This is a genomic window from Streptomyces sp. R41 (assembly GCF_041053055.1).
GTDB lineage: Bacteria > Actinomycetota > Actinomycetes > Streptomycetales > Streptomycetaceae > Streptomyces.
On sequence record NZ_CP163443.1, the window covers coordinates 1,820,618 to 1,843,876 of the forward strand.

Genomic DNA, 23,259 nt, shown 5'->3' on the forward strand with positions numbered 1-23,259 from the left:
ATCGAGGGATGGACCACATCACGTTCCTCGTGGCGGTCGTCATCGTCACGGCGCTGGCCTTCGACTTCACCAACGGGTTCCACGACACCGCGAACGCGATGGCCACGTCCATCGCCACCGGGGCGCTCAAACCGAGAACAGCGGTCCTGATCAGTGGCGTTCTGAATGTCGGCGGGGCGTTCCTGTCCACCGAGGTCGCCAAGACGATCTCGGGCGGCATCGTGGACGACACACTGGTCACACCGGGCATGATCTTCGCCGGGCTGGTCGGGGCGATTCTGTGGAACCTGCTGACCTGGCTGCTCGGGCTGCCGTCCAGCTCCTCGCACGCCCTGTTCGGCGGACTGATCGGGGCGGTCTGGGTCGGTGCCGGTGAGCACGGCGTGCACTTTGACAAGGTTGTCGAGAAGGTACTGATCCCCGCGGTCGCCTCCCCGATCGTGGCGGGCGTCGCCGCGCTGCTGGCCACCTACCTCGCCTACAAGATCACCGCGCGGGCCCGCAAGGAGTCGGTGACCAAGGGTTTCCGGCTCGGGCAGATCGCCTCGGCCTCGCTGGTCTCGCTCGCGCACGGCACGAACGACGCGCAGAAGACGATGGGCGTCATCACGCTGACGCTGATCTCGGCGGGAGCGCTGGGGCACGATGCGGGTCCGCCGGTGTGGGTGATCGCGTCGGCCGGTCTGGCCATCGGGCTCGGCACCTATCTGGGCGGCTGGCGGATCATCCGCACCATGGGCAAGGGGCTGACCGACATCCAGTCGCCGCAGGGCTTCGCGGCCGAGGCCGCCTCCACGACGGTGATCCTCACCTCCGCCCACCTGGGTTTCGCGCTCTCCACCACGCAGGTCTGCTCGGGCGGCATCCTCGGCGCGGGCCTGGGCAGGCGCCTGGCCGAGGTCCGCTGGGGCACCGCGGGCCGCATGGTCATCGCCTGGCTGGTCACGCTGCCCGCCGCCGCGCTCGTCGGCGGGGTGTCGGCGAGCGTGGTGAAGCACGGCGGGAACGTCGGCACCGTGGTGATCGCGCTCGTCGCCGCCGCCGTCGCCTTCTTCATCGTCGTGGCGTCGCGCCGCAATCCGGTGCACGCCGCCAACGTCAACGACCACCACGAGGTCACCATCCGCACCGCGACGCCGACCGACGTCGGCGCCGCCGCCTGAGCCAGGGAGAGTTCCGGACATGCATCTCGACTGGACCGCACTCGGCGAGGTCGCCGCGGTGAGCACCGGAGTTACCGTCGGAGTGGTCGTCGTCTTCGCCCTCGGCGTCCTGGGCCTCGCCCGGGTCGAGGCGGCGCGCGAGGGCGACGGCGGCAGCGACGCGCTGGGGCTCACCCAGGCCGGGCTCTGCTTCCTGGCCTGCGTGGCCGTGGTGGCGTACGGCATCTATCTGATCGTGCCTCAGTTCCACTGACACCGCGGGAAACGGGAAGCCGAAGAAGGGGAGGGCCGGATGACGGAACTGCTGACAGGCATGCGAGTCGACTACAGCGACCACGACGACCCCGTGCTGATCCGCCCGGACGGCAGCCCGGTGGAGACCTGGCGCGAGAACTACCCGTACCCGCAGCGCATGGAGCGCAAGGAGTACGAGTGGCACAAGCGGCTCCAGCAGATCGAACTGCTGAAGCTGCAGAGCTGGATCAAGGAGACCGGACGGCGTCTCGTCATCGTCTTCGAAGGGCGGGACGCGGCCGGCAAGGGCGGCACGATCAAGCGGTTCACCGAGCACCTCAACCCGCGCGGCGCCCGGGTGGTGGCCCTGGAGAAGCCGACCGAACGCGAGCGCGGGCAGTGGTACTTCCAGCGGTACGTCGAACACCTGCCGACCGCGGGCGAGATCGTGCTGTTCGACCGCTCCTGGTACAACCGGGCGGGCGTGGAGCGGGTGATGGGCTTCTGCACGGACGACGAGTACCGCCGCTTCATGCGCCAGGCACCGCTGTTCGAGCGGATGCTCGCGGACGACGGCGTGGACCTGATCAAGTTCTGGTTCTCGGTCTCGCAGGGCGAGCAGCGTACGCGCTTCACGATCCGCCAGGTCGATCCCGTACGGCAGTGGAAGCTGAGCCCCATGGACCTGGCCTCGCTGGACCGCTGGGAGGACTACACCGCCGCCAAGGTCGCCATGTTCCGCGAGACGGACACCGAACAGGCGCCCTGGACCGTGGTGAAGAGCAACGACAAGAAGCGCGCCCGCGTCGAGGCCATGCGCAGCGTCCTGGCCCGCTTCGACTACGCCGACAAGGACGAGGAGGTCGTCGGCAGCCCGGACCCGAGCATCGTGGGCGCGGCGGCGAACCTGCTGGAGGCGGGCGAGGACGACACCGACGACTGAGGGGTACGACCGCCACGGGGGCGTACGGCCTCCCCGTCCGCCCTCAGTCGTGCGCCGGCCGGTCGTTGATGCGGTGGTCGGCCAGGCTCAGCGCCTCGTCGACCACCCGGCGCAGATGGCCGTCGCCGAGCGAGTAGATCACCCGGCGGCCCTCCTTCCGGGTGTTCACGAGCCCGGCGAGACGCAGCCGGGCCAGATGCTGACTGACGGCAGGGCGCGCGGCACCGCACGCCTGGGTGAGCGTGCTGACGTCGGCCTCGCCGCCGGTCAGGGCATGCAGCAGCGCGAGGCGCGTGCGATCGCCGAGGAGGGCAAGGAGTTCGGCCGCGAGCGCGAACTGCTCCTCGCCGGGGGTACGCGGGTGCGCATCATGCGCAGGTGATAGGTGCATGCGTGCGCTCATACGCACATAATGGCTCTGTGGACGCCGACACGTCCACTCCCGCACGGCGGAAGGGGCCCCACGTGAGCGACCGGCACCACCACGAGCACGGCAACGAGCAGCCGCGCACCCACGACCGGCCGCACGGGGACGGCCACCGGCACCCGCACGGCCACGGCCATCCGCACGGTCACGAGCACGGCCCCGACCACCCGCACGAACACGACCGCACTCAGCAGCACCCCCACGCTCACACCCACCCGCGCCCTCACGCGCACACCACCCTCGCGAGCCGCCTGCGCCACCTGCTCACCCCCCACTCCCACGAGACCGCCGACAAACTCGACCCCGCGCTGGAGTCGTCGGCCCAAGGCATGCGGGCGCTCTGGCTCTCCCTGGCCGTCCTTGGCGCAACGGCCTTGACTCAGGCGGTCGTTGTGGTCGTCTCGGGGTCGGTCGCACTGCTCGGGGACACCGTGCACAACGCCGCCGACGCGCTGACGGCCGTACCGCTCGGGATCGCCTTCGTCCTGGGCCGCCGCGCGGCGACGCGCCGCTTCACGTACGGCTACGGGCGGGCGGAGGACCTCGCGGGCATCGTGATCGTGCTGACGATCGCCGCGTCCGGGACGTTCGCGGCCTGGACGGCGGTCGACCGACTGCTCGACCCGCGACCCATGCGGCACATCCCGGTCGTCGCGGCGGCCGCCCTCATCGGCTTCCTCGGCAACGAGTGGGTCGCCCGGCACCGTATCCGCGTCGGCCGCGATATCGGCTCCGCCGCACTCGTCGCGGACGGGCTGCACGCCCGAACGGACGGATTCACCTCACTCGCCGTGCTGGTGGGCGCGGGCGGCGCGGCACTCGGCCTGCAACTCGCCGACCCGCTGGTGGGATTGGCGATCACGGCCGCGATTCTGCTGGTGCTGCGCGATGCCGCCCGCGAGGTGTTCCGGCGCGTGATGGACGCCGTCGAACCGGAGTTGGTGGACCGGGCCGAGCGGGCGCTGCGGGAGGTCGAGGGGGTGCGCGACGTGGGTGAGCTGCGGCTGCGGTGGATCGGACACCGGCTACGGGCCGAGGTGGCGGTCGTCGTGGACGGCGAGGCGACCGTCCGCCGGGCCCACGACATCGCGGTCGCGGCGGAACACGCCCTGCTGCACGCGGTCCCGAAACTCACCGCGGCCCTGGTGCACGCCGATCCGACACCGTCCCCCGGCGAGACGGATCCGCATCTGCCGCTGGCCCACCACGCGCCGTCGTGATCAGGAAGCGGCGCCGAAGACATAGTCCCTGTACGTCGGCCCCTTCGGGCAGGCTCCACACCTCTGCCACGCTCAGCCGCGCGTCCACCGTCGGGTGGGCCGTGCCGCCGCGTGCCACTCCGGGGTCGTGTCGTCGATCTCGTACGAGAAGACCTCCGCCGTAGAGCGCCCGTTCGAGACGGCGACACAGCCGCGCATTCTCCCCGATCAGCGCTCACACACCGAGTTCGTCCAGCACCACCGCGTTCGGCAGCTCCGCGAACACCTTCCCCGGCACCAGCAGCTTCCCGCGCCGTCGGCCGCTGCCCACCAGGACGTACGGCAGCTCGACGACGGCCGAGTCCACCAACACGGGCCAGTCGCCCGGGAGCCCGATCGGCGTGATGCCGCCGTACTCCATGCCGGTCTCCCCGGTCGCCGTGTCCATCGGTGCGAACGAGGCCTTGCGGGCGCCGAGTCGGCGGCGGACCACCCCGTTGACGTCGGCACGGGTGGTGGAGAGGACGACGCACGCGGCGAGCGTGGTCTCGCCGCCACGCCTGCCCGCGACGACCACGCAGTTGGCGGACTGGTCGAGCAGCTCGCGGCCGTAGTGCTCGACGAACGTGGCGGTGTCGGCCCACTGCGGGTCCGTGTCGACGTAGACGATCTGTTCGGCGGGGATGCTGCCCCGCCACTCGCGTACGGCGTCGGCGACCGGGCGGGTGAGTTCGTCGAGGCACTCGGGGGCGGGCGTGGCGTGGTCGAAGTGTCCGATGGGTGCGCGCATGACCGCACGCTAACAGCCGCGTAGGCGCCGCCCGTCGGGTGTCTCAGTGCACGAGCGGGACGGACACCGCCATGACCATTTCGACCGGTACATCGCCGTCATTGGCGTACGTGTGCGGGGTGTTGGCCTCGAAGGAGGCGCTCGCGCCCGCGGGGACTCGGTGCTCGACTCCGTCGACCGTGAGGGTCAGCTCGCCCGCCATGACATGGATGAGCTCGACCGTGCCGGTGGGGTGCGGGTCCGAGGGGCTGCCCTCCCCGGGCATGAGCCGCCAGTCCCACATCTCCAGCGGGCCGGGCGCTTCGGTGCCCGCGAGGAGCCGGTTGTAGCTGCCCGCGTCCGTGTGCCACAGCCGTACCGCCTGCTCGGCCGGGACGATCCGGACCTTGGGGCCCTGCTCGTAGTCGAGGAGGGTGGTGATGCTGACGCCGAGGGCGTCGCCGATCTTGACGACGGTGCCCAGGCTGGGGTTGGTCCTGGCCTGCTCGATCTGGATGAGCATGCCGCGGCTGACTCCGGCGCGAGCGGCGAGCGCTTCCAGGGTGAAGCCGCGCTCGGTGCGCCAGCGCTTCACGTTGCGCGCCAGGGACTGAGTCAGCAGGTCGAGGTCCGACACATTCCGTCCAATATTCTGGATGACAGAGTTCAATCAGGTGAACTATCGTGTGGTGCACCTGATCGTTCACCGAACTGTACTGCGAGGTACCCCGTGACAGCACTCTTCGCCCTGGCCACCAGCCTCCTGTGGGGCCTGGCCGACTTCGGCGGAGGCCTGCTGACCCGGCGTACGCCCGCCCTCACGGTGGTCGTCGTCTCGCAGACCATCGCGGCGGTGGTGCTGGGCGCGATCGTGGTCGCCACCGGCGGCTGGAGCGCGGCAGGACCACAGCTGTGGTTCGCGTTCGCCGCGGGACTGGTGGGACCGGTCGCGCTGCTCTCCTTCTACAAGGCACTCGCCCTCGGCCCGATGGGGGTCGTCTCCCCGCTCGGCTCGCTGGGCGTGGCCGTCCCCATCACCGTCGGACTCGTCCTCGGTGAGCGGCCCGGCCTGACACAGCTCGCGGGAATCGCGGTCGCCGTCGTGGGCGTCGTGCTCGCGGGCGGACCACAGCTGCGCGGCGCCCCCGTGCAGCGGCAGGCGATCCTCCTCACGCTGCTCGCGGCGCTCGGTTTCGGCACGGTGTTCGCGTTGATCGCGGAGGCGTCGTCGTCGGTCACCGGGCTGTTCCTCGCGCTGTTCGTCCAGCGCGTGACCAATGTGGCGGTGGGCGGCACGGCCCTCTTCGTCTCCGTGAAGCGCGGCGCCCGAGCCCTCCCCGAGGGCGGTTTCCCCTGGGGCGCCCTCCCCGCGCTCGCCTTCGTCGGCCTCGCCGACGTCGCGGCCAACGGCACGTACTCGGTCGCCGCCCAGCACGGCCCGGTCACCGTCGCCGCCGTCCTCGCCTCGCTGTATCCGGTGGTCACGGCCCTGGCCGCGCGCGGCATCCTCAGCGAACGGCTGCGGGGGGTGCAGGCGGCGGGCGCGGGCCTCGCGCTGGTCGGCACGGTGCTGCTCGCGACCGGTTGAGTGTCCTTAAGGGCTCAGGACTCGGCGCGTACGTCCCCGGAGGCGCCCTCGGCATCGAGGTCCAGTTCCGCCAGACGCGCCGCGGTCTCCTCGTCCATCCCCGACAGCGCCAGCAACTGCTCCGGCGTCACCCCGTCGGGAATCGGCACCGGCGCCGGTGTCCGCAGCGGCGGCTGCCATCCCTGCACCGGGTCCCAGCGCCGCACGACACGCGCGGGGGCGCCCGCCACGACCGAGTGGTCCGGCACCGCACCGCGTACCACCGCGCCGGCCGCCACCACGACGTTCCGCCCGATCCGCGCTCCCGGCAGAATCACCGCCCCGGTCCCGATCCAGCAGCCTGGCCCGATCTCCACCGGCTCCATACGCGGCCACTGCTTGCCGATGGGCTCGTGCGGATCGTCGTACGAGTGGTTCGTGGACGTGACGTACACGTACGGCCCGAAGTAGCAGTCGCTGCCGATCGTGACCGTCGTGTCGGCGATGACATGACTGCCGCGGCCGAGCACCACACCGTCGCCGATGCGCAGGATCGGGTCGGGGCCGAGGTCGAGGTCGGGCATCAGACCGGCGGTCAGCGTGACCTGCTCGGCGACGATGCAGTGGGCGCCGAGGTGGATCCACGGTTCACCGAAGACCGTGCCGAGCGGGAAGGCCAGTCTGGTACCTGTTCCCATCGCGCCGAAGCGGAGTCGTCCGGGGTGCTCGGCCGTGACCGCACCCGTGCGCTGCACCCAGGCCCAGCCCGCGTGGACGGCGCGCTGCGCGAGGCGGCGCCGCCATGATGAGAACGTGTTCTTGCTCCTGGGCACCCGCTCACGGTACTCAGCGCACGGTGCGCCGATGAGGTCGTACGGCTGTGATCTTCACCCCACCGGGGCCGGGGCGGATGGCATACGGTGCCGGTGTACCGACGAGGAGGAGACGGTGATGACGCAGCAGGCGCTGATCATGGGGATCGGCGGCAAGGATCCGCAGGTGGACCAGGAGGCGTTCGCGGCGCCCACGTCCGTGGTCGTCGGGGACGTCACGCTGCGCGCGGGCGCGAGCGTCTGGTACGGCGCGGTGCTGCGCGCCGACTGCGGTCCGATCGTCATCGGCGCCGGCAGCAATGTCCAGGACAACTGCAGCCTCCATGTGGACCCCGGATTCCCCATCTCCATCGGCGAGCGGGTCTCCATCGGGCACAACGCCGTGGTGCACGGCGCGACGGTCGAGGACGACTGCCTGATCGGCATGGGCGCCACGGTGCTGAACGGCGCGGTGATCGGCGCCGGTTCGCTGGTGGCCGCGCAGGCCCTGGTGCCGCAGGGGATGCAGGTGCCCCCGGGCTCGCTGGTCGCGGGCGTCCCCGCCAAGGTCAAGCGCCAGCTGACCGACGAGGAGCGCGAGGGCATCTCACTGAACGGCACGATGTACGTGGAGCTGGCGAAGGCGCACCGCGAGGCACACAGCGCCGGGTAGAGAAGCGCCCCGTAGGGGCGCGGGGAAGTGCGCGACGAGCCACAGACGGCCCGCACTGTCAGGACGACCTGCGGTCCCAGGACATCATCCCGGCGGAACCTACTCGGCCGCCGGGATGGGCTCCGGCTCCGCCGCCGCGCGCTCACCCGTCGCCTTCTTCGCCTTGCGGCGCACGATCAGCATCGACGCGAGCCCGATGAGTACCGCCGCCACCAGCCCGAGCCACGAGAACCGCTTGAGCCAGGATTCGGCGACCACACCGACGTAGTAGATGACCGCGGTCGTACCGCCGGCCCAGATGATGCCGCCGAGCACGTTGGCGATCAGGAACTTCCAGTACGGCATCCGCAGCACACCCGCGAGCGGACCGGCGAAGATCCGCAGCAGGGCGATGAAGCGGCCGAAGAAGACGGCCCACATGCCCCACTTCTGGAAGGACCGCTCGGCAGTGGCGACATGGCCTTCGCTGAAGTGCTTGGGGAACTTCGCGCCGAGCCAGGCGAGCAGCGGGCGTCCGCCCTTGCGGCCGATGGCGTAGCCGATGGAGTCGCCGACGATCGCGCCGAGGCTGGCGCACGCCCCGAGGATGACGGGGTTGATGCCCGCGTGCTGCGAGGAGAGCAGGGCCGCCGAGACCAGGACGATCTCGCCGGGCAGCGGGATGCCCAGGCTTTCCAGGCCGATGACCAGGCCCACCAGCGCATAGATGCTGACCGCGGGCACCGTCTCGAGCCACTCCTGGACGTGCAAGGCCGGTTCCTCCCGTTTCACTGTGCGTGTCCCGGGCGTGCACCGTACGTGTGCGGTTCGTGATCACCCGGCGTGCGCTCCCCCCTGAGCGCACGCCGGGCAGCCTACCTGGTTCGCCTTACGAGGCGGAGTCCCAGAGGTCGCACCGGTGCTCGTGAGCGACGGTGGTGCTGAGGGTGTTTCCGCCCCCCGAGACGGTCCGCAGCGAAAGCACGGCCCCCGTGCCGTCGGGCATCGCGGGCTGTCCCTCCGCCCGGGGCACGCCACCCCTGATGAACGATCCCCAGTACTGCACCATCTGCCGCGACAGCACCCGCTGCTCCGCGTTCAGCGGTGTGTCGAGCCCGAAGTGCTTGAAGAGGTACTGCACCTCGTTGACGTGGGTCGCGCCGAAGTCGAAGTCCGTGTGCAGATTGCGCAGCGAGGCGAAGGGCGGCGAGGTGCGGTCGGCGAACTCGTACGCGTAGACCGGACCGCGAGCGGCGAGCGCGCCGTCGAGCCGGAGCGCCGGGCAGGCCATCAGGTAGTCGCCGAAGGCGGTGCCGTACGCGATCGTGGGCGAGGGGTAGTCCGACAGCGGGTAGCGCTGGTGCACCCGCTCGCCCTGCTCCGCGCCGAAGACGGCCTTGACGACGGCCGGATACTGCTCGGCGGTGAGTGGTGTCCCGCTCGCGTCGAACTGGCCGAAGGCGAACAGCCGCCCCTCGTCCTCGTTCGCCCCGTTCAATACGGGGACCCGGGCGGCGGCCCCGTTCGCGTACGCCTCGAAGGGCTGCACGGGCAGGAAGTCGCCGCCGACGACGGGTCCCCAGTCGAAGCCGGCCTGGGCCGCGAGAATCTCCTTGGAGGACTTGCCCCGCAGGCAGGCGAGCGAGAGATCGGCGCAACCCACCTTCTTCGCGAAGGCGGCGCCGGCCGAGACGGCCGTCTCGTGGGTGCGTGCAGCGCAGTTCCCGTACGCTCCGCTCTCGACAATTCCCGCGCGGTACAGGCCCTTTGAGACCGGCGAGGCCATCTGGGTGCAGACCGAGCGGCCGCCGGCCGACTCGCCCGCGATGGTGACGCGTCCCGGATCGCCGCCGAAGCGGCCGATGTTGGCGCGCACCCAGCGCAGCGCGGCCTGCTGGTCGAGCGTCCCGAAGTTGCCCGAGACGCCGTCGTGCGCCTCGCCGTCGAGTCCGGCCGTGGCGAGGAAACCCATCGCGCCGAGGCGGTAGTTGACGGTCACGACGACCGCGCCGGTCTGCCGGGCGAAGGTGTCGGGCACGATGTCCTCGCCCGCGCCCGCCGTGAGCCCGCCGCCGTGCAGCCAGACCATCACCGGACGCCGTCCGGCGCCGTCGGGGACGTACACATTGAGGTCGAGGCAGTCCTCGGTGTGGCTGGGCTGTTCGTAGCCGGGGTCCCAACTCGCCGTTTGTACACAGCGGTCGCCGAAGTCCTTCGTGGTGCGCACACCCTGCCAGGGCTCGACGGGCCGGGGGTTCTTCCAACGGAGGTCGCCGACGGGCGGCTCGGCGTACGGGATGCCGAGGAACTGCCGTCCCTCGGCGGTGGTCTCGCCGCGGACCCAGCCCGCGTCCGTGCGCACGAGGGTGTGCTGCGCAGAAGAAGCGGAGGCGGACTGGACCGGTGCCGTGGCGACGAGGACGGTGGCGAGGGCGGTGAGCCCGATGGCCAGGCGGCGTATCACGCGCTCACCTCCGCGGTCGTCCTGAGCCGAAGATCGCGCGAGGACGCACCCACCCACACGATGCGGCGCCCGGTGCCGAGCACCCAGTCGTGCTTCTTCACGTCCCAGGACGAGAGGGTGCGCGCCGATACCCGAACGGTGACCTGGCGCCGCTCCCCCGCCCGCAGCGCGAGCCGCCGATAGCCACCCAACACCCGTACAGCCTGGTCGAGTTGGAGATCCGGCGACGGTCCGACGTAGACCTGGGCGACCTCGATGCCGTCGCGTCGCCCGGTGTTGCGCACGGTGAAGGTCACGTCGAGGCCGTGGCGGGCCCGACGGACCCGCAGACCGTCGTACGCGAAGGAGGTGTACGAGAGCCCGTGCCCGAAGGGGAACAGCGGGCGCACGTCCTCGGCGTCGTACCAGCGGTAGCCGGCGTGGATGCCCTCCGAGTACTCCTCGGTGCCGTCGACGCCCGGGTAGCGGCGTGGATCCCCGGCGACCGGATGATGGTCGTCGTCGACCGCGAAGGACTGGGTGAGACGGCCGCCGGGGTCGCAGTCGCCGAACAGGACGGCGGCGGTGGCGGCCGCGCCTTCCTGGCCCGGGTAGTACATCTGGAGCACGGCGGCCGTGCGCCGCAGCCAGGGCATCGAGGTCGAGGAGGAGGTGTTGAGGACGACGGTCGTCCGGGGGTTCGCCGCCGTCACCGCCTCGATGAGCCGGGACTGGTGCCCGGGGAGCGCGATGGTCGTGCGGTCCAGGCCCTCGGTCGCGTCCTCGTAGGCGAACAGCACGACGCTGTGCGCGGCGCGCGCGGCCTTGACCGCCTCGGCGACGTCCTGCGAGCGGGTCGCGCCGGTGATGCGTCGCAGCCGGAACAGCTGCCCGCCGCTCCCGCCCTTGGCGGTGATCTGAAGCTTGTGCGCACCCTTGGTGAGGTCGAGCGTCTTGCGGCGCACGGCGAGGCCGTCGGGGGCGGCGGAGACAAGGCCGCCCGAGAAGTACTCGCCGAATCCGGGTGCCACCGGGAAGAGGTCCTCGCCGTCGAGGAGCACCTTGGGGCGCTCGCCCGAGTAGTGGATGACGAAGGTCCACTCGTCGGCGTCCGCGACCGTCAGCGTCCCCTCGTACGTCCAGGTCTGGCCGGCGGCGACAGCTTGGGCCTCGGTGTTGAAGGCCGGGTTCGGTGATCCCGCGGGGATGGGCTTTCCGAAGAGGTCCTCGCCCAGCGAGTACGAGACGTGGGCGCCGCGTCCCGCGCGGGACTTGATGGCGTCCAGCGGACTGTCGGCCCGGTCGGGGACGACGTGCGCGCTGCCGCCGCCGCTGATGAAGGGGAGCGAGCCGGTGGGTCCGACGACGGCGATGCTGCGGGCGGCGGCTCCGGTCAGGGGCAGCGCGTGGCCCTCGTTGCGCAGCAGGGTCGCCCCGGCTTTGGCGACCTCCAGGGCCACGGCGGCGCCCGCCTTCGGATCGCGGCCCGGGCGGGGCGGGACGCTTCCGTCGAGCAGCCCGAAGCGGTCCATCACCGAGAGGACGCGGCGCACGGCGCGGTCGACGTACGTCTCGGAGACGCTGCCGTTCTGGACGGCCGTCTTCAGGGCCGCCCCGAAATACGTCCCGTCGGGCATCTCCATGTCGAGGCCCGCGGTGATCGCGGCAGCCGTGCTGTGAGCGGCGAACCAGTCGGTCATCACCCAGCCCTCGAAGCCCCAACGCTCCCGCAGGACGTCGGTGAGCAGGGTCTTGTTCTCGCAGGCGAAGGTGCCGTCGACCTTGTTGTACGCGCCCATGACCGCGCCGGAGCGGGCGGCGATCGCGGCCTCGAAACCGCGCAGTTCGACCTCGTGCATGGTCTGCTCGTCGACCCGCACGTCGATGGACATGCGGTCCTTCTCCTGGTTGTTCAACGCGAAGTGCTTGACGGTGGCGATGAGGCCCTCGCCCTGGATACCGCGGATCTCGGCCGCGACGAGGTCGCCGGCCAGCAGCGGGTCCTCGCTGAAGGTCTCGAAGTTGCGGCCCGCGTACGGGGTGCGGATGAGATTGACCATCGGGGAGAGCAGCACGTCCTGGCCCAGTGCGCGGCCCTCGCGCCCGATGACCTGGCCGTAGCGGCGGGCGAGACCTGGGTCGAAGGCGGAGGCCAGCAGCACGGGGGCGGGCAGGGCCGTCGCGTGCTGGGTGACGCGGACGCCGGCGGGGCCGTCGGCCAGGCGGAGCGGGGGGACACCGAGGCGCGGGACTCCGGGCACGTATCCGGCCTGGCCGAGCGAGTTGGGGTCGGTGGCACCGTGCAGCAGCGAGATCTTCTCGTCGAGGGTGAGCTTCCCGATCAGGCCCTCCACGCGAGGGCCGGCGCCGGATCTGGACTCGGCATGGGCGAACGGGGCGGAACCGGTGGTGGTGGCCGCCGCGGCGACCGCGATGGCGCCGCCCAGCAGTCGCAGGGCCGATCGCCGGGAAAAGGTGTGGGACATGAGCCGTCACTCCTTCGGTGCGCGGGCACATCGTTGTGGACCGCATGTACACGTGCCAACGCCAGTCCACGTTCGGCCCTTGAACGCACTCTGCGTCAGAGCCGACTTGACATGCCGTCAGGCATCAGGGGTACGGCGCGAAAACTATGACTGGAGGTGACTCGTGTCAATGAAGTGAACAGAAACGGCTGACACTCCCACAAGAACCGAAGGGGCGGGCGGCATCCCGACCTCGAAAACCGAAGGGGCGGGCGGCCTCCCGACCTCGAAAACCGAAGGGGCGGGCGGGGTCGCTCCACCGCGAGACCCGACGTGACCGTCAGCGCGTGGCGCGCGTCAGCAGACCCGCGAGCAGCACTTCGAGCAGTTCGCGCAGCACTCCGGTGAAGTCGAGGCGCATGGCGGCCAGTTCAGGGTCGGCCTCATAGGCGGTGAGCATCGCGGCGGACGGCTGCGAGTGGGTCCAGGCCGCGCCGGTCACCATGATCGTGGCGGCGGCGAAGCGCCCCGCCCCGTGGTCGCCGAGTTCGGGCACGCGCGCGTGCACCAGCCCGGCCAGTACGCCGACGTTGGAGATCGCGGCGCGCTTGCACTCCGCGGCGACCTGCGGAGAGACGTTGCGTTCGAGCACCGCCGCCTGTGCGCTGATCAGGTCGCACAGCACCGGGCGCGCGGCGAGGGACGCCGCCAGCATGTCGGCCACCTGGTCGCCGCGCTCGACAGAGGGCGCGGCCGCGTCGACCGCCTGCGCGAGCTCCCCGTCGAGTTGCTCCAGCCACTCCCGCAAGGCGACGTCGAGGAGTTCGAGCAGTACGGCCTCGCGGGACTCGAAGTAGCGCAGCACGTTCGACTTCGCCAGCCCGACGCGGCGGCTCAGTTCGTTGAGGCTCAGCCGCGCGACCGGCATCTCGGTCAGCATCGCGGCCGCGGTGTCCAGGATCGCCTGCTTGCGCACGGCTCGCTGCTCTTCACTGCGGGCGCGCTGGAAGGACGTACTCATGCCCCAAGGCTACAGACCTCCGGTCTGTTGTTATCAGACCAGCGGTCTGCTACCTTCGAAATACAGCAGACCGACGGTCTGTTAAATCTCGAGGAGTCCCCCATGTACACCGTTCCCGACCAGACCGGAAAGCTCGTCGTCGTCACGGGCGCCAACAGCGGCACCGGCAAGGAGGCCACCCGCCGGCTCGCCGCCGCCGGAGCGCACGTGATCATGGCCGTCCGTACGGTCGCCAAGGGCGAGCAGGCCCGCACCGAGATCCTGGGCCGCCACCCGCAGGCCCGGCTCGAAGTGCGCCGCGTCGACCTGGCCGACCTCGCCTCGGTCCAGGAGCTCGCCGACGGGATCCTCGCCGACCACACCCCGCTGGACCTGCTGGTCAACAACGCGGGCGTGATGGCTCCGCCCACCCGCATGACCACCGCCGACGGCTTCGAGCTGCAGATGGGCAGCAACTTCCTGGGCCCGTTCGCCCTGACCCTCCGCCTGCTGCCGGCGCTGCTGGCCGCCGAGGCTCCGCGCGTGGCGACCATGAGCAGCGGCACCGCCAACTACGGCCGGATCGACTTCCGGGACATGCAATGGGAGAGCCGCCGCTACAGCCCGAACATGTCCTACGCCCAGTCCAAGCTGGCCGACCTGATCCTGACCCGGCAGCTCGCCGTCATCGCCGCCGAGCGCGGCTGGAAGCTGCTGAGCACCGGCGCCCACCCCGGCTACACCGTCACCAACCTGCAGACCGCGGGCGCGAGCCTCGGGCGCGACAAGCCGAAGCGGTCGCTGCTCAACGCGCTCGGCTTCCTGCCCAAGCAGCAGGTCGAGCAGGGCACCGAACCGCTTCTGTACGCGGCGACCAGCCCCGACGCCCTGGCGGGCGGCTACTACGGTCCGGGCGGCCGCTTCGGCCTGGTGGGTCCGACGACCACGGCCCGCATCACGCGCAGGGCTCTCGACCCGGCGACCAACGCCCGCCTGTGGACGGAGGCCGAACGCCTCACCGGCGTCGCCCTTCCCGCGACGGCCGCCTGAGGAGACGCGTCGCGAACAGCGGGGCCGGGGCAGCCCCGCATGAACGGCCAAGGGCCTCGACCAGGTCGTACGACCCGATCAAGGCCCTGCGTACGGCGCGTGGCTCAGCCGTTCGGGCGGAGCGTCCAGACCACCGTCATCTCGCCGGTCACAGCTCCGTCACCGCGCTGGATGGCGATGGCGACGGGGAACTCGGGGCGCTGCCCGGCGTCGAGTTCGGCGACGACGTCGGCGGCGGGCCGGCCGAGCGTCGCGGTGGCCGTGACGGGTCCCATCGCGAGCTTCTTGTAGGAGATTTCGGCGCTGACCGCGAGGGGCACGGCGCGCGACAACTGCTCCCCGAACGCGGCGAGGACGATCGCCCCGCTCGCCGACTCCCCCAGCGTGAACATCGCTCCGGCGTGCGGCCCGCCGACATGGTTGTGGTAGTCGCTCTGGTCCGGCAGCGCCACCACCGCCTTCTCCGGACTGGTCTCCACGAACTCGAGGTTCAGGGTCCGGGCCATCGGCACGGTGGCGGCGAGCATCTCGCCGATCGTCATCTGGTCTGCGCTCATGCCACCATGTTACCCGTGAGTAGCAATTCTTGACCAGCTCCCGCCGATGATCGCCGTATCGTTACGCCGCATGTGGCCAGGAGAGCAGCCGCCAGGGGGCGCGCGGAATTCGCAGCAGAACGTCGGCAGCGGGCAGCCGCACACGGGAGGCGGGCAGCCGAATCCGTACCAGCAGCCGGGATATCAGCAGCCCAACCCGTATCAGCAGGCACCGGGACCATGGAACGCCCCGACGGTCACGGCGGGCCCTGCGGCACCACCGCCGACGGGCGGCGACGGCAACAGGACGAAGGTCATCGCGATCGTCGCGGCAACGGCCGTCGTGATCGCCGCCGGAGTGACCGGATTCGTCCTGCTCGGCGGCGGCAAGGACGACAAGGCCGACCCCGAGCCGACCAAGTCCCCGTCCCGGCAGTCGAGTCCGGCGAGCGATCCGCGGGGCACCGACGATGCCGAGATGCCGACCGTCGCCGGCTGGAAGGCCGTGGCGAACCCCAAGCGCGGCATCGCCTTCGACGTACCCGCCGAGTGGGGCCTGAAGTCGACCAGTTGGGTCACGTACGTCTCGCAGGACGACGACCCCAAGGACACGCCCCTCGTCGGTGTCGCGGCCCCGGCCCTCCTCAAGGAGAACTGGTGCGGCTCCGACGAGGACAAGAACGGCACCAAGGATTACACGATGCTCGCCGGCGCCGGAACCAAGCGCAACAACGGTGCGAAGAGCCCCGAGGAGGCCGCCCGCGACGACGCGGCCACCTGGGTCTACGGCGCCTACACCCAGCCCGACAAGAAACTCGTCACGCCAGGTGCGGTGGAGTCGTACACGACGAAATCCGGGATCAAGGGCAGCCTGGCCACCGCCTCGTCGTCGGGTGTGAAGAAATCGAAAAAGTGCGCCACCGACGGGAAGGCCACCGTCTTCTCCTTCAAGGACCCTTCGGGCGACATCGTGTCGTGGGAGTTCTTCGGCGCCAAGGGGGTGTCCGAGGAGGTACCGGACGCGACGGTCCGGAAAATCGTCGCCACCGTACGGCTCTACAAGGTCCCGTCTGACTCCTGACCGGTACATGCCTGACGAATCGCGGTGACCGAAACGTGTCACAGGCGGCACTAGGGTTACTGCCCATGTGGCCAGGAGAGCAGCCGCCCGGGGGCGAGCAGAACCCGCAGGACCAGAACCCGTATCAGCAGCCGGGGTACCAGCAGCCGAATCCGTACCAGCAGCCCGGATATCAGCAGACCGGTTATCAGCAGCCGGGGTACCAGCAGCCCAACGTGTACGGGCAACAGCCCGCGCAGGGGCAGTGGGGCACTCCCTCTCCCGCGGGGGCGCCCGAACCCCCGAGCGGCGGCGGGAACCGGACGAAGGTCATCGCGATCGTGGCGGCCACGGCCGTGGTCGTGGCCGCCGGTGTGACCGGCTTCCTCGTCCTCGGCGGCGACAAGGACGACAAGGCCGACGGTGGCAAGGACTCGAAGCCGTCGGTCAGCCCCTCGCACGACCCGAGCGCGTCGGCCTCGGACGACAACCCGCGGGGCGGCGACGAGGAGAAGCCGACCATCGCCGGCTGGAAGGTCGTCGTCAATCCCAAGTGGGGCACCGCCTTCGACGTGCCCGCGGACTGGGAGGTCGAGTCGCCGGGCACGTCGATCGGCTTCGAGAAGCACAACGCCAAGGCGGGCGACAAGCCCATCATCGTGATGTCGGCGCCCGCGTACTTCAAGTCCAAGTGGTGCTCGTCCGACGACGACAAGGACGGCCGTACGGATGACACCGCCCTCGGCGCCGCGGGCACCAAGGGCGCGAGCGGTGCCAAGAACACCGACGAGGTCGCCGTGAACCAGGTGCCCTGGTGGGTCTACGGCGGATACACGCAGCCGGACAAGAAGAGCATCACCTTCGACAAGAAGGCCAAGCCGTACACGACGAAGTCGGGCGTCGAGGGCAGCATCGCCTGGGCCAGGTCCAAGAACACGCCCCAGAAGGGGAAGTGCGCGAGCGACGGCAAGGCCATCACGTTCGGGTTCAAGAACTCCGCGGGCGACTACGTGGCGTGGAACCTCTACGGAGCCACCGGCGTGGATCAAGAGATCCCCGACGCCACCATCCTGAAGATCCTCAGCACCGTACGGCTGCACGGCGATCCGACGGAGTCCTGAGCCGACGTCCTGAGCCAACTGCCCGGGTGCCCGGCCCTTTTGCGGACCGCCGTGGCACTCGGGTCCCGGGCCCCTCTATCGTTACCGGCCATGTGGCCAGGACAGCAGCCGCCCGGGGGCGAGCAGAACCCGCAGGACCAGAACCCGTATCAGCAGCCGGGGTACCAGCAGCCGAATCCGTACCAGCAGCCCGGATTTCAGCAGACCGGCGCCCAGCAGTCGGGATATCAGCAGCCCAACCCGTACGGGCAGCAGCAGTGGGGGGCTCCGCCAGAGCCCCTCGGCGCGCCGCAAGTCCCTGGGGGCGGCGGTGGCGGAAACAAGACCAGGATCACGGCGATCGTCGCGGCCTCGGCCGTCGTGATCGCGGCCGGGGTCACCGGCTTCCTCGTCCTGGGCGGCGGCAAGGACGACAACGCGGGCGGCGACCCGTCCAAGTCCCCCAAGGCGTCCGCCTCCACGTCGCCGAGCGCGAGCGGCGGTGACGACAACCCGCGGGGCGGCGACGAGGAGAAGGCGACGATCGCGGGCTGGAAGGTCGTGGTGAACCCGAAGTGGGGCACCGCCTTCGACGTGCCCGCGGACTGGGAGGTCAAGACTCCCGGGACCTTCATCGGCTTCGAGGACGAGAAGAAGGGCGACGGCTCCTCACTGATCGGCATGTCCGCGCCCGCCTTCCTCAAGGAAAAATGGTGCACGTCCGACGACAACAAGGACGGGTACGAGAACGACACGGCGCTGGCCGCCGCGGGCACCAAGGGTCAGAGCGGCGCCAAGAACACCGACGACCCCGCGCGCAACGACGCGGCGTGGTGGGTCTTCGGCGGCTACACCGACCAGAAGGACGCCTCCAAGAAGCTGCTCACCATCGGCAAGCCCAAGCCGTACACGACGACGTCGGGCGTCAAGGGCAGTGTCGCGACGACGTACTCGACCGGTGTCCCCAAGAAGGGCAAGTGCGACTCCGACGGCAAGGCGACCACGTTCGCCTTCAAGAACTCGGCGGGCGACATCGTCTCCTGGACGTTCTACGGCGCCAAGGGCGTGTCCGAGGAGGTCTCGGACACGACCGTGCAGAAGATCCTCAGCACGGTACGCCTGCACGGTGATCCGACGGCGTCCTGAGCCGCGCACCGCAGCTCAGGTGGCTCCTGGGCTGTGCCCGGTACTCATGCACATGGTTTGGCAAGTCGAGGCTCGGGCGGCGATAGTCGCCCGGTGACCTCTGCCGCCGACTCCCCCCGACGCCCGCGCCGCCCTTCCTGGGCGGGCCGGAACTACACCCTGCTGACCGCCGCCGCGGTCGTCACCAACCTGGGCAGCCAGGGCGCGCTGATCGCCGCGGCGTTCGCGGTGCTGGACGCGGGCGGCGAGGGGGGCGACGTCGGCCTGGTCGCGGCGGCGCGGACGCTGCCGCTGGTGCTCTTCCTGCTCATCGGCGGCGCGGTCGCGGACCGGCTGCCGCGGCATCGTGTGATGGTCGCGGCCAATGCCCTCAACTGCGTGTCACAGGCGGTGTTCGCGGCCCTGGTCATCGCCGGTCAGGCGCAGCTGTGGCAGATGATGCTGCTGTCCGCGCTCGGCGGCACGGGACAGGCGTTCTTCAACCCGGCGGCCGAGGGCATGCTGATGTCCTCGGTCGGCGGCGAACAGGCGAGCCGCGCCTTCGCGATGTTCCGCATGGCGATGCAGGGGGCGGGCCTCGGCGGCGCGGCCCTCGGCGGGGCGCTGGTGGCCGTGATGGGGCCCGGCTGGGTTCTCGCCGTGGACGCGGTGGCGTTCGCGGTCGCCGGGGCGCTGCGTTCGTTCCTCGACGTCGGCCACATTCCGCCGCGCGAGCCCGGCGGCGGCCTGCTCGCCGATCTGCGCGACGGCTGGCGCGAGTTCATCGGGCGGCCCTGGCTGTGGACGATCGTCGCGCAGTTCTCCGTCGTGGTCGCGGTCGTCGGCGCCGCCGACGCCGTCTACGGTCCGCTGGTCGCCCGCGACAGCCTCGGCGGGCCGGGGCCATGGGGGCTGGCCCTCGGCGCGTTCGGCGCCGGAACCGTCGGTGGCGCGCTGCTGATGACCCGCTGGAAGCCGCGCCGCCTCCTGCTCGCCGGCACCCTCTGCGTCTTCCCACTCGCCGCCCCGGCAGCCGCCCTCGCGGTGCCGGTACCGGTGGGTCCGCTGTGCGCCGTGATGTTCGTCAGCGGCCTGGCGATCGAGGTGTTCGGGGTTTCGTGGATGACCGCGCTCCATCAGGAAATCCCCGAGGACAAGCTCTCGCGTGTCTCGGCCTACGACTGGTTCGGCTCGATCGCGATGGTGCCGCTCGCCACGGCTCTGGCGGGTCCGGCGGAGCAGGCCTTCGGTCGTACGACCGCGCTGTGGGGCTGCGCGACGCTGGTCGTGGTGGTCACGGCGGCGGTGCTGTGCGTGCCGGACGTTCGGAATCTGACGCGGCGGACCAAGCCGGTGGCTCAGGGGACGCCGGTGCTGGAGGTCGTGAATGGATCAGCCGATGCTGAAGGCTCCGTCGGGCGGCTCGGGTGAAGGCACCGCGTTCTCGTCGCGTACGGGTTCGGTGGCGCCGATGAACTCCCGCAGCGCGGGGCCGTGTTCGACACGTGCGGGGAAGGCGTCGGAGGCGGTGCGGCGGGCGAGGGTGGCCGTGTCGAGCGGGCGGTGGGACGCCACGAGCACCGCGTTGCCGAAGCGGCGGCCGCGCAGGACGCCCGGTTCGGCGATGAGGGCCAGCTCCTCGAACACCGTCGAGAACGTGGCGAGTTGGGAGCAGAGGAAGGCGAAGGGCGCCGCGTCGGCGAGGTTGGCGAGGTAGACGCCGTCGGCGCGCAGCACCCGCTCGGCGGCGCGCGCGTACGCGGTGGAGGTCAAGTGCGCCGGTACCCGTGAGCCGCCGAAGACGTCCGCGATCACGATGTCGGCGGAGTCCGGCGGGGCCGCTTCGAGCCAGGCACGGGCGTCCGCGCCGTGCAGGGCGATGCCCACGTCGTCGGGCACGGGCAGATGCTCGCCGATCAGGGACAGCAGACCGCGGTCGGCCTCCACCACGTCCTGCCGCGAACCCGGCCGGGTCGCGGCGACGTAGCGGGGCAGGGTGAGCGCCCCTCCGCCGAGGTGCAGCACGTCCAGGGCGGCCCCCGGTTCCACCACCGTGTCCAGCACATGCCCGAGCCGTCGCGCGTACTCGAACTCCAGATGCGTCGGCGCGTCCAGATCGACGTACGACTGGGGCGCCCCGTCCACCGTCAGCAGCCACGCCCGCTTCCGGTCGACGTCCGGCATCAGCTTGGCGGTCCCGTGATCCACGGCCCGTGTCACGGGTATCGGCTCGTCCACGGGTCCATTGTGCCGTCATACCTCCCGGGGCGGCTGGGCCCTCGCCCCCGTCCCAGCGACGACCCCCGTTTCAGCCCTGCCACACCTCGGCGGCTTCCGCCGCGTGTATCGCGGCCTGTTTCCGCCCGGCGCGGGCCGCGGCCGCCCTGACCGAGGGGTCCAGCGGGTTGCGTCCGAAGGACTGCTTGGCGGTGCGGTCCGGTGTGATGACCGCGACCCGGGCACCGTCCTCGGTGAGCCTGCGGCCCTGCTCGGCGGCTGAGAGGAGGGGGCCGCCGCCGGACGCGATGGGGGCGAGGACGACCACGCGCTCGTATCCGGCGGCGAGGTGCGCGTTGGCCGGGGAGTGGACACCACCGTCGGTCCAGCGGCGGCCCTCGATGGTGACCGGCGGCCAGACACCCGGCACGGCGCAGCTCGCGGCCATGGCGTCCACGAGGGGGACACCACTGTCCCTGTCGAAGACCCGCAGCTCCCCGGTCGCCGTGTCGACGGCGGGCATCCGCAGTGGGCGGTCGGGCCACTCGGGCGAGACGAGCCGGCTCTCGATCGCCGCGCGGCGCTTGGCCTCGGACGGGGTGTCCGCGCCGAGTGCCATCCGCCCGATCTTTCGGCCGTACGCCTCGGGTGTGCGCGACGTCAGCGTCGCCCAGGCGAAGTGGAGGATCTTCGCCGTCCCCAGCCGTCCGGCGATCTCGCTCGTGGGCGCGGCGAGTTGACGCTCGTAGAGCTCTTCCAGCGTCAGCTTGCCCGAGGTGAGCTGGGCGCCGACGGTCGAACCGGCGGACGTACCGATCACCACGTCGGCGTCGGAAAGGTCCACGCCGCTCTCCCCGAGCCCGTACAGCATTCCCGACAGCCAGCCGATCCCGCTGCTGCCTCCGCCGCCGAGCACAAGTGCCTTGCCCGCCATGGCTTCCCGCCTCTCCACGACACTGTCTGCGATCAGTCTCGCGCACGGCACCGACATTCGGACGAGCGGGTGCCCGCCCCTTCCGGGGCGGGCACCCGCGTCGCGCGACCGGCCGCCGGCCGAGCCTCAGCCGACCGAGGTGACCGTCCCCGCGCCGACCGTCCGGCCGCCCTCGCGGATCGCGAAGCCCAGGCCGGGCTCCAGCGGCACCTCGCGTCCGAGCTCCACCGTCATCGTGACGGTGTCGCCGGGCCGGGCGACCGCCGTCTCACCGAGGTCGACGTCGCCGACCACGTCCGCGGTGCGGATGTAGAACTGTGGCCGGTACCCGGTGGAGACGGGTGTCGTGCGCCCGCCCTCACGCGTCGACAGGACGTACACCTGCGCCGCGAAACGACGGCTGGGTACCACGCTGCCGGGCGCGGCGACGATGTGCCCGCGTCGGACCGCGTCGCGCGGAACTCCACGCAACAGCAGCGCCACGTTGTCCCCGGCCTGCGCCTCCTCCATGGGCTTGCCGAAGGTCTCCAGACCGGTGACCACCGTGTCGACGGCGGCGCCGAGCACTTCTACGCGGTCGCCGACCCGGATCGTGCCGCGCTCCACGGCACCGGTGACGACCGTGCCGCGCCCCGTGATCGTGAGCACGTTCTCGACCGGCAACAGGAACGGCGCGTCGAGATACCGCTCGGGCATCGGCACATACGTGTCCACCGCGTCGAGCAGCGCGTCGATCGCCGCCGTCCAACGGGGGTCCCCCTCAAGGGCCTTGAGACCGGACACCCGTACGACCGGTACGGCATCGCCCCCGTAGCCGTGCGCGGAGAGCAGTTCGCGGACCTCCAGCTCCACGAGGTCGGTGAGCTCCTCGTCGCCCGCGTCGGCCTTGTTGAGGGCGACGACGATGTGGTCGACGCCCACCTGCCGGGCGAGCAGCACGTGTTCGGCGGTCTGCGGCATGATCCCGTCGAGCGCCGAGACGACGAGGATCGCCCCGTCGAGCTGGGCCGCGCCCGTGACCATGTTCTTGACGTAGTCGGCATGGCCCGGCATGTCCACGTGCGCGTAGTGCCGGGTGTCGGTCTCGTACTCGACATGCGCGATGTTGATGGTGATGCCGCGCGCGGCCTCCTCCGGCGCCCGGTCGATCCGGTCGAACGGAACGAACGTGCCGGAGCCGCGCTCGGCGAGAACCTTGGTGATGGCGGCGGTCAGGGTGGTCTTGCCGTGGTCGACGTGACCCATCGTGCCGATGTTCAGGTGCGGTTTGGTGCGCACGTAAGCCGTCTTGGGCATGGCTGTACCTCGAAGCCTCTTCAGTGTCAGCGGAACTGAGTGATGGCCCCGGCGCATACGGGCCGGGACGGGGACCCCAAGGACTTGCCGACCCTCCCCCTGCGGGGTCCGCCGGACGATCCGGGAAGGGTCAGCTTCGGGCGCCGTCGACGGCGGCCACGATGATCGGGACGGCAGCCTTCGGGGCATCCGCGACCGCGGATGCTGCGAGGAGGAAGGCGTACCGGAACATGAGGAGATCTTCGCCGATGCGTCTGCCCACGTCGA

24 protein-coding genes are annotated in these 23,259 nt (G+C 71.0%); 11 read left to right on the forward strand and 13 right to left on the reverse strand.

The genetic code is table 11. The annotated features are described in order from the left end of the window. Positions 1-8 precede the first annotated feature (8 nt). From AB5J53_RS08645 to ppk2, 3 genes are read left to right on the forward strand one after another with little or no spacing between them, the layout of a single operon-like run. Positions 9-1,163 carry an anion permease gene (locus tag AB5J53_RS08645; RefSeq protein WP_369245029.1) on the forward strand — a complete coding sequence of 385 codons (1,155 nt, stop codon included), beginning with the start codon at positions 9-11 and terminating at the stop codon, positions 1,161-1,163. A gap of 19 nt (positions 1,164-1,182) precedes the next feature. Continuing rightward, the gene (locus AB5J53_RS08650; RefSeq protein ID WP_369245030.1) at positions 1,183-1,416 is read left to right on the forward strand and encodes a hypothetical protein; all 234 of its coding nucleotides are present in this window, start codon (positions 1,183-1,185) and stop codon (positions 1,414-1,416) included. 39 nt (positions 1,417-1,455) lie between these two features. Next, positions 1,456-2,340, forward strand: coding sequence for a polyphosphate kinase 2 (ppk2, locus tag AB5J53_RS08655; protein ID WP_369245031.1), 885 nt, complete (start codon positions 1,456-1,458; stop codon positions 2,338-2,340). 43 nt (positions 2,341-2,383) lie between these two features. Here ppk2 and AB5J53_RS08660 read toward each other — a convergent pair whose 3' ends face one another. After that, positions 2,384-2,743, reverse strand: coding sequence for an ArsR/SmtB family transcription factor (locus tag AB5J53_RS08660; protein ID WP_369245032.1), 360 nt, complete (start codon positions 2,741-2,743; stop codon positions 2,384-2,386). Positions 2,744-2,805: 62 nt separating this feature from the next. On the opposite strand from AB5J53_RS08660, the gene AB5J53_RS08665 reads away from it, so the two are divergent. After that, positions 2,806-3,987 (forward strand): cation diffusion facilitator family transporter, encoded by a 1,182-nt coding sequence (locus AB5J53_RS08665; RefSeq protein ID WP_369245033.1) that lies wholly within the window; start codon positions 2,806-2,808, stop codon positions 3,985-3,987. Positions 3,988-4,201: 214 nt separating this feature from the next. Here AB5J53_RS08665 and AB5J53_RS08670 read toward each other — a convergent pair whose 3' ends face one another. Beyond that, positions 4,202-4,756, reverse strand: coding sequence for a YbaK/EbsC family protein (locus AB5J53_RS08670; RefSeq protein WP_369245034.1), 555 nt, complete (start codon positions 4,754-4,756; stop codon positions 4,202-4,204). A gap of 43 nt (positions 4,757-4,799) precedes the next feature. After that, the gene (locus AB5J53_RS08675) at positions 4,800-5,372 is read right to left on the reverse strand and encodes a helix-turn-helix domain-containing protein (RefSeq protein WP_369245035.1); all 573 of its coding nucleotides are present in this window, start codon (positions 5,370-5,372) and stop codon (positions 4,800-4,802) included. A 93-nt stretch (positions 5,373-5,465) separates the two neighbouring features. Here AB5J53_RS08675 and AB5J53_RS08680 point away from each other — a divergent pair, with 93 nt between their 5' ends. Beyond that, positions 5,466-6,323: an EamA family transporter gene (locus tag AB5J53_RS08680; protein ID WP_369245036.1), complete on the forward strand. Its 858-nt coding sequence runs from the start codon at positions 5,466-5,468 to the stop codon at positions 6,321-6,323. Positions 6,324-6,337: 14 nt separating this feature from the next. Here AB5J53_RS08680 and AB5J53_RS08685 read toward each other — a convergent pair whose 3' ends face one another. After that, the gene (locus tag AB5J53_RS08685; protein WP_369245037.1) at positions 6,338-7,135 is read right to left on the reverse strand and encodes an acyltransferase; all 798 of its coding nucleotides are present in this window, start codon (positions 7,133-7,135) and stop codon (positions 6,338-6,340) included. A gap of 118 nt (positions 7,136-7,253) precedes the next feature. Here AB5J53_RS08685 and AB5J53_RS08690 point away from each other — a divergent pair, with 118 nt between their 5' ends. After that, positions 7,254-7,787, forward strand: a complete 534-nt coding sequence (locus tag AB5J53_RS08690; protein WP_369245038.1) for a gamma carbonic anhydrase family protein — start codon at positions 7,254-7,256, stop codon at positions 7,785-7,787. Positions 7,788-7,886: 99 nt separating this feature from the next. Here AB5J53_RS08690 and AB5J53_RS08695 read toward each other — a convergent pair whose 3' ends face one another. The 4 genes from AB5J53_RS08695 to AB5J53_RS08710 form a co-directional block, all read right to left on the reverse strand. Next, entirely contained in the window at positions 7,887-8,537 is a 651-nt protein-coding gene (locus AB5J53_RS08695) for a DedA family protein (RefSeq protein WP_369245039.1), read from the reverse strand. 118 nt (positions 8,538-8,655) lie between these two features. Continuing rightward, positions 8,656-10,230, reverse strand: a complete 1,575-nt coding sequence (locus tag AB5J53_RS08700) for a carboxylesterase/lipase family protein (RefSeq protein WP_369245040.1) — start codon at positions 10,228-10,230, stop codon at positions 8,656-8,658. Further along, entirely contained in the window at positions 10,227-12,695 is a 2,469-nt protein-coding gene (locus tag AB5J53_RS08705; RefSeq protein WP_369245041.1) for a beta-glucosidase, read from the reverse strand. The genes AB5J53_RS08700 and AB5J53_RS08705 overlap by 4 nt, the downstream gene beginning before the upstream one ends. 319 nt (positions 12,696-13,014) lie before the next feature. Beyond that, positions 13,015-13,695, reverse strand: coding sequence for a TetR/AcrR family transcriptional regulator (locus AB5J53_RS08710; RefSeq protein ID WP_369245042.1), 681 nt, complete (start codon positions 13,693-13,695; stop codon positions 13,015-13,017). 102 nt (positions 13,696-13,797) lie between these two features. Between AB5J53_RS08710 and AB5J53_RS08715 the strand changes: the two genes are divergently transcribed. Next, positions 13,798-14,724 carry an SDR family oxidoreductase gene (locus AB5J53_RS08715; protein ID WP_369245043.1) on the forward strand — a complete coding sequence of 309 codons (927 nt, stop codon included), beginning with the start codon at positions 13,798-13,800 and terminating at the stop codon, positions 14,722-14,724. 104 nt (positions 14,725-14,828) lie between these two features. On the opposite strand, the gene AB5J53_RS08720 is transcribed toward AB5J53_RS08715, so the two are convergent. After that, positions 14,829-15,266: a DUF4442 domain-containing protein gene (locus tag AB5J53_RS08720; RefSeq protein ID WP_189184650.1), complete on the reverse strand. Its 438-nt coding sequence runs from the start codon at positions 15,264-15,266 to the stop codon at positions 14,829-14,831. Between the two features lie 85 nt (positions 15,267-15,351). Here AB5J53_RS08720 and AB5J53_RS08725 point away from each other — a divergent pair, with 85 nt between their 5' ends. The 4 genes from AB5J53_RS08725 (at position 15,352) to AB5J53_RS08740 (ending at position 19,976) form a co-directional block, all read left to right on the forward strand. Beyond that, positions 15,352-16,341, forward strand: a complete 990-nt coding sequence (locus AB5J53_RS08725; RefSeq protein ID WP_369245044.1) for a hypothetical protein — start codon at positions 15,352-15,354, stop codon at positions 16,339-16,341. 65 nt (positions 16,342-16,406) lie between these two features. Continuing rightward, positions 16,407-17,441: a hypothetical protein gene (locus AB5J53_RS08730; RefSeq protein WP_369245045.1), complete on the forward strand. Its 1,035-nt coding sequence runs from the start codon at positions 16,407-16,409 to the stop codon at positions 17,439-17,441. 90 nt (positions 17,442-17,531) lie between these two features. Further along, complete coding sequence (locus tag AB5J53_RS08735) at positions 17,532-18,566, forward strand: hypothetical protein (RefSeq protein WP_369245046.1); 1,035 nt, start codon at positions 17,532-17,534, stop codon at positions 18,564-18,566. A 93-nt stretch (positions 18,567-18,659) separates the two neighbouring features. Further along, positions 18,660-19,976 carry an MFS transporter gene (locus AB5J53_RS08740; RefSeq protein ID WP_369245047.1) on the forward strand — a complete coding sequence of 439 codons (1,317 nt, stop codon included), beginning with the start codon at positions 18,660-18,662 and terminating at the stop codon, positions 19,974-19,976. On the opposite strand, the gene AB5J53_RS08745 is transcribed toward AB5J53_RS08740, so the two are convergent. The 4 genes from AB5J53_RS08745 to AB5J53_RS08760 all read right to left on the reverse strand — a co-directional run bounded on the left by AB5J53_RS08745 (position 19,938) and on the right by AB5J53_RS08760 (position 23,254). Then, complete coding sequence (locus tag AB5J53_RS08745) at positions 19,938-20,783, reverse strand: spermidine synthase (RefSeq protein ID WP_369245048.1); 846 nt, start codon at positions 20,781-20,783, stop codon at positions 19,938-19,940. The genes AB5J53_RS08740 and AB5J53_RS08745 overlap by 39 nt on opposite strands. 70 nt (positions 20,784-20,853) lie before the next feature. Further along, positions 20,854-21,696: a patatin-like phospholipase family protein gene (locus AB5J53_RS08750; RefSeq protein WP_369245049.1), complete on the reverse strand. Its 843-nt coding sequence runs from the start codon at positions 21,694-21,696 to the stop codon at positions 20,854-20,856. A 126-nt stretch (positions 21,697-21,822) separates the two neighbouring features. Then, positions 21,823-22,992 carry an elongation factor Tu gene (tuf, locus tag AB5J53_RS08755; RefSeq protein ID WP_369245050.1) on the reverse strand — a complete coding sequence of 390 codons (1,170 nt, stop codon included), beginning with the start codon at positions 22,990-22,992 and terminating at the stop codon, positions 21,823-21,825. 130 nt (positions 22,993-23,122) lie between these two features. Beyond that, positions 23,123-23,254: a hypothetical protein gene (locus AB5J53_RS08760; protein ID WP_369252955.1), complete on the reverse strand. Its 132-nt coding sequence runs from the start codon at positions 23,252-23,254 to the stop codon at positions 23,123-23,125. Between the last annotated feature and the right edge of the window lie 5 nt (positions 23,255-23,259).

Coding starts and splice junctions, on each gene's coding strand:
- AB5J53_RS08650 (WP_369245030.1), top strand. CDS start 1,183: ATGCATCTCGACTGGACCGCACTCGGCGAGGTCGCCGCGGTGAGCACC.
- tuf (WP_369245050.1), bottom strand. CDS start 22,992: ATGCCCAAGACGGCTTACGTGCGCACCAAACCGCACCTGAACATCGGC.
- AB5J53_RS08715 (WP_369245043.1), top strand. CDS start 13,798: ATGTACACCGTTCCCGACCAGACCGGAAAGCTCGTCGTCGTCACGGGC.
- AB5J53_RS08705 (WP_369245041.1), bottom strand. CDS start 12,695: ATGTCCCACACCTTTTCCCGGCGATCGGCCCTGCGACTGCTGGGCGGC.
- AB5J53_RS08690 (WP_369245038.1), top strand. CDS start 7,254: ATGACGCAGCAGGCGCTGATCATGGGGATCGGCGGCAAGGATCCGCAG.
- AB5J53_RS08660 (WP_369245032.1), bottom strand. CDS start 2,743: ATGAGCGCACGCATGCACCTATCACCTGCGCATGATGCGCACCCGCGT.
- AB5J53_RS08645 (WP_369245029.1), top strand. CDS start 9: ATGGACCACATCACGTTCCTCGTGGCGGTCGTCATCGTCACGGCGCTG.
- AB5J53_RS08725 (WP_369245044.1), top strand. CDS start 15,352: ATGTGGCCAGGAGAGCAGCCGCCAGGGGGCGCGCGGAATTCGCAGCAG.
- AB5J53_RS08670 (WP_369245034.1), bottom strand. CDS start 4,756: ATGCGCGCACCCATCGGACACTTCGACCACGCCACGCCCGCCCCCGAG.
- AB5J53_RS08730 (WP_369245045.1), top strand. CDS start 16,407: ATGTGGCCAGGAGAGCAGCCGCCCGGGGGCGAGCAGAACCCGCAGGAC.
- ppk2 (WP_369245031.1), top strand. CDS start 1,456: ATGACGGAACTGCTGACAGGCATGCGAGTCGACTACAGCGACCACGAC.
- AB5J53_RS08750 (WP_369245049.1), bottom strand. CDS start 21,696: ATGGCGGGCAAGGCACTTGTGCTCGGCGGCGGAGGCAGCAGCGGGATC.
- AB5J53_RS08720 (WP_189184650.1), bottom strand. CDS start 15,266: ATGACGATCGGCGAGATGCTCGCCGCCACCGTGCCGATGGCCCGGACC.
- AB5J53_RS08710 (WP_369245042.1), bottom strand. CDS start 13,695: ATGAGTACGTCCTTCCAGCGCGCCCGCAGTGAAGAGCAGCGAGCCGTG.
- AB5J53_RS08735 (WP_369245046.1), top strand. CDS start 17,532: ATGTGGCCAGGACAGCAGCCGCCCGGGGGCGAGCAGAACCCGCAGGAC.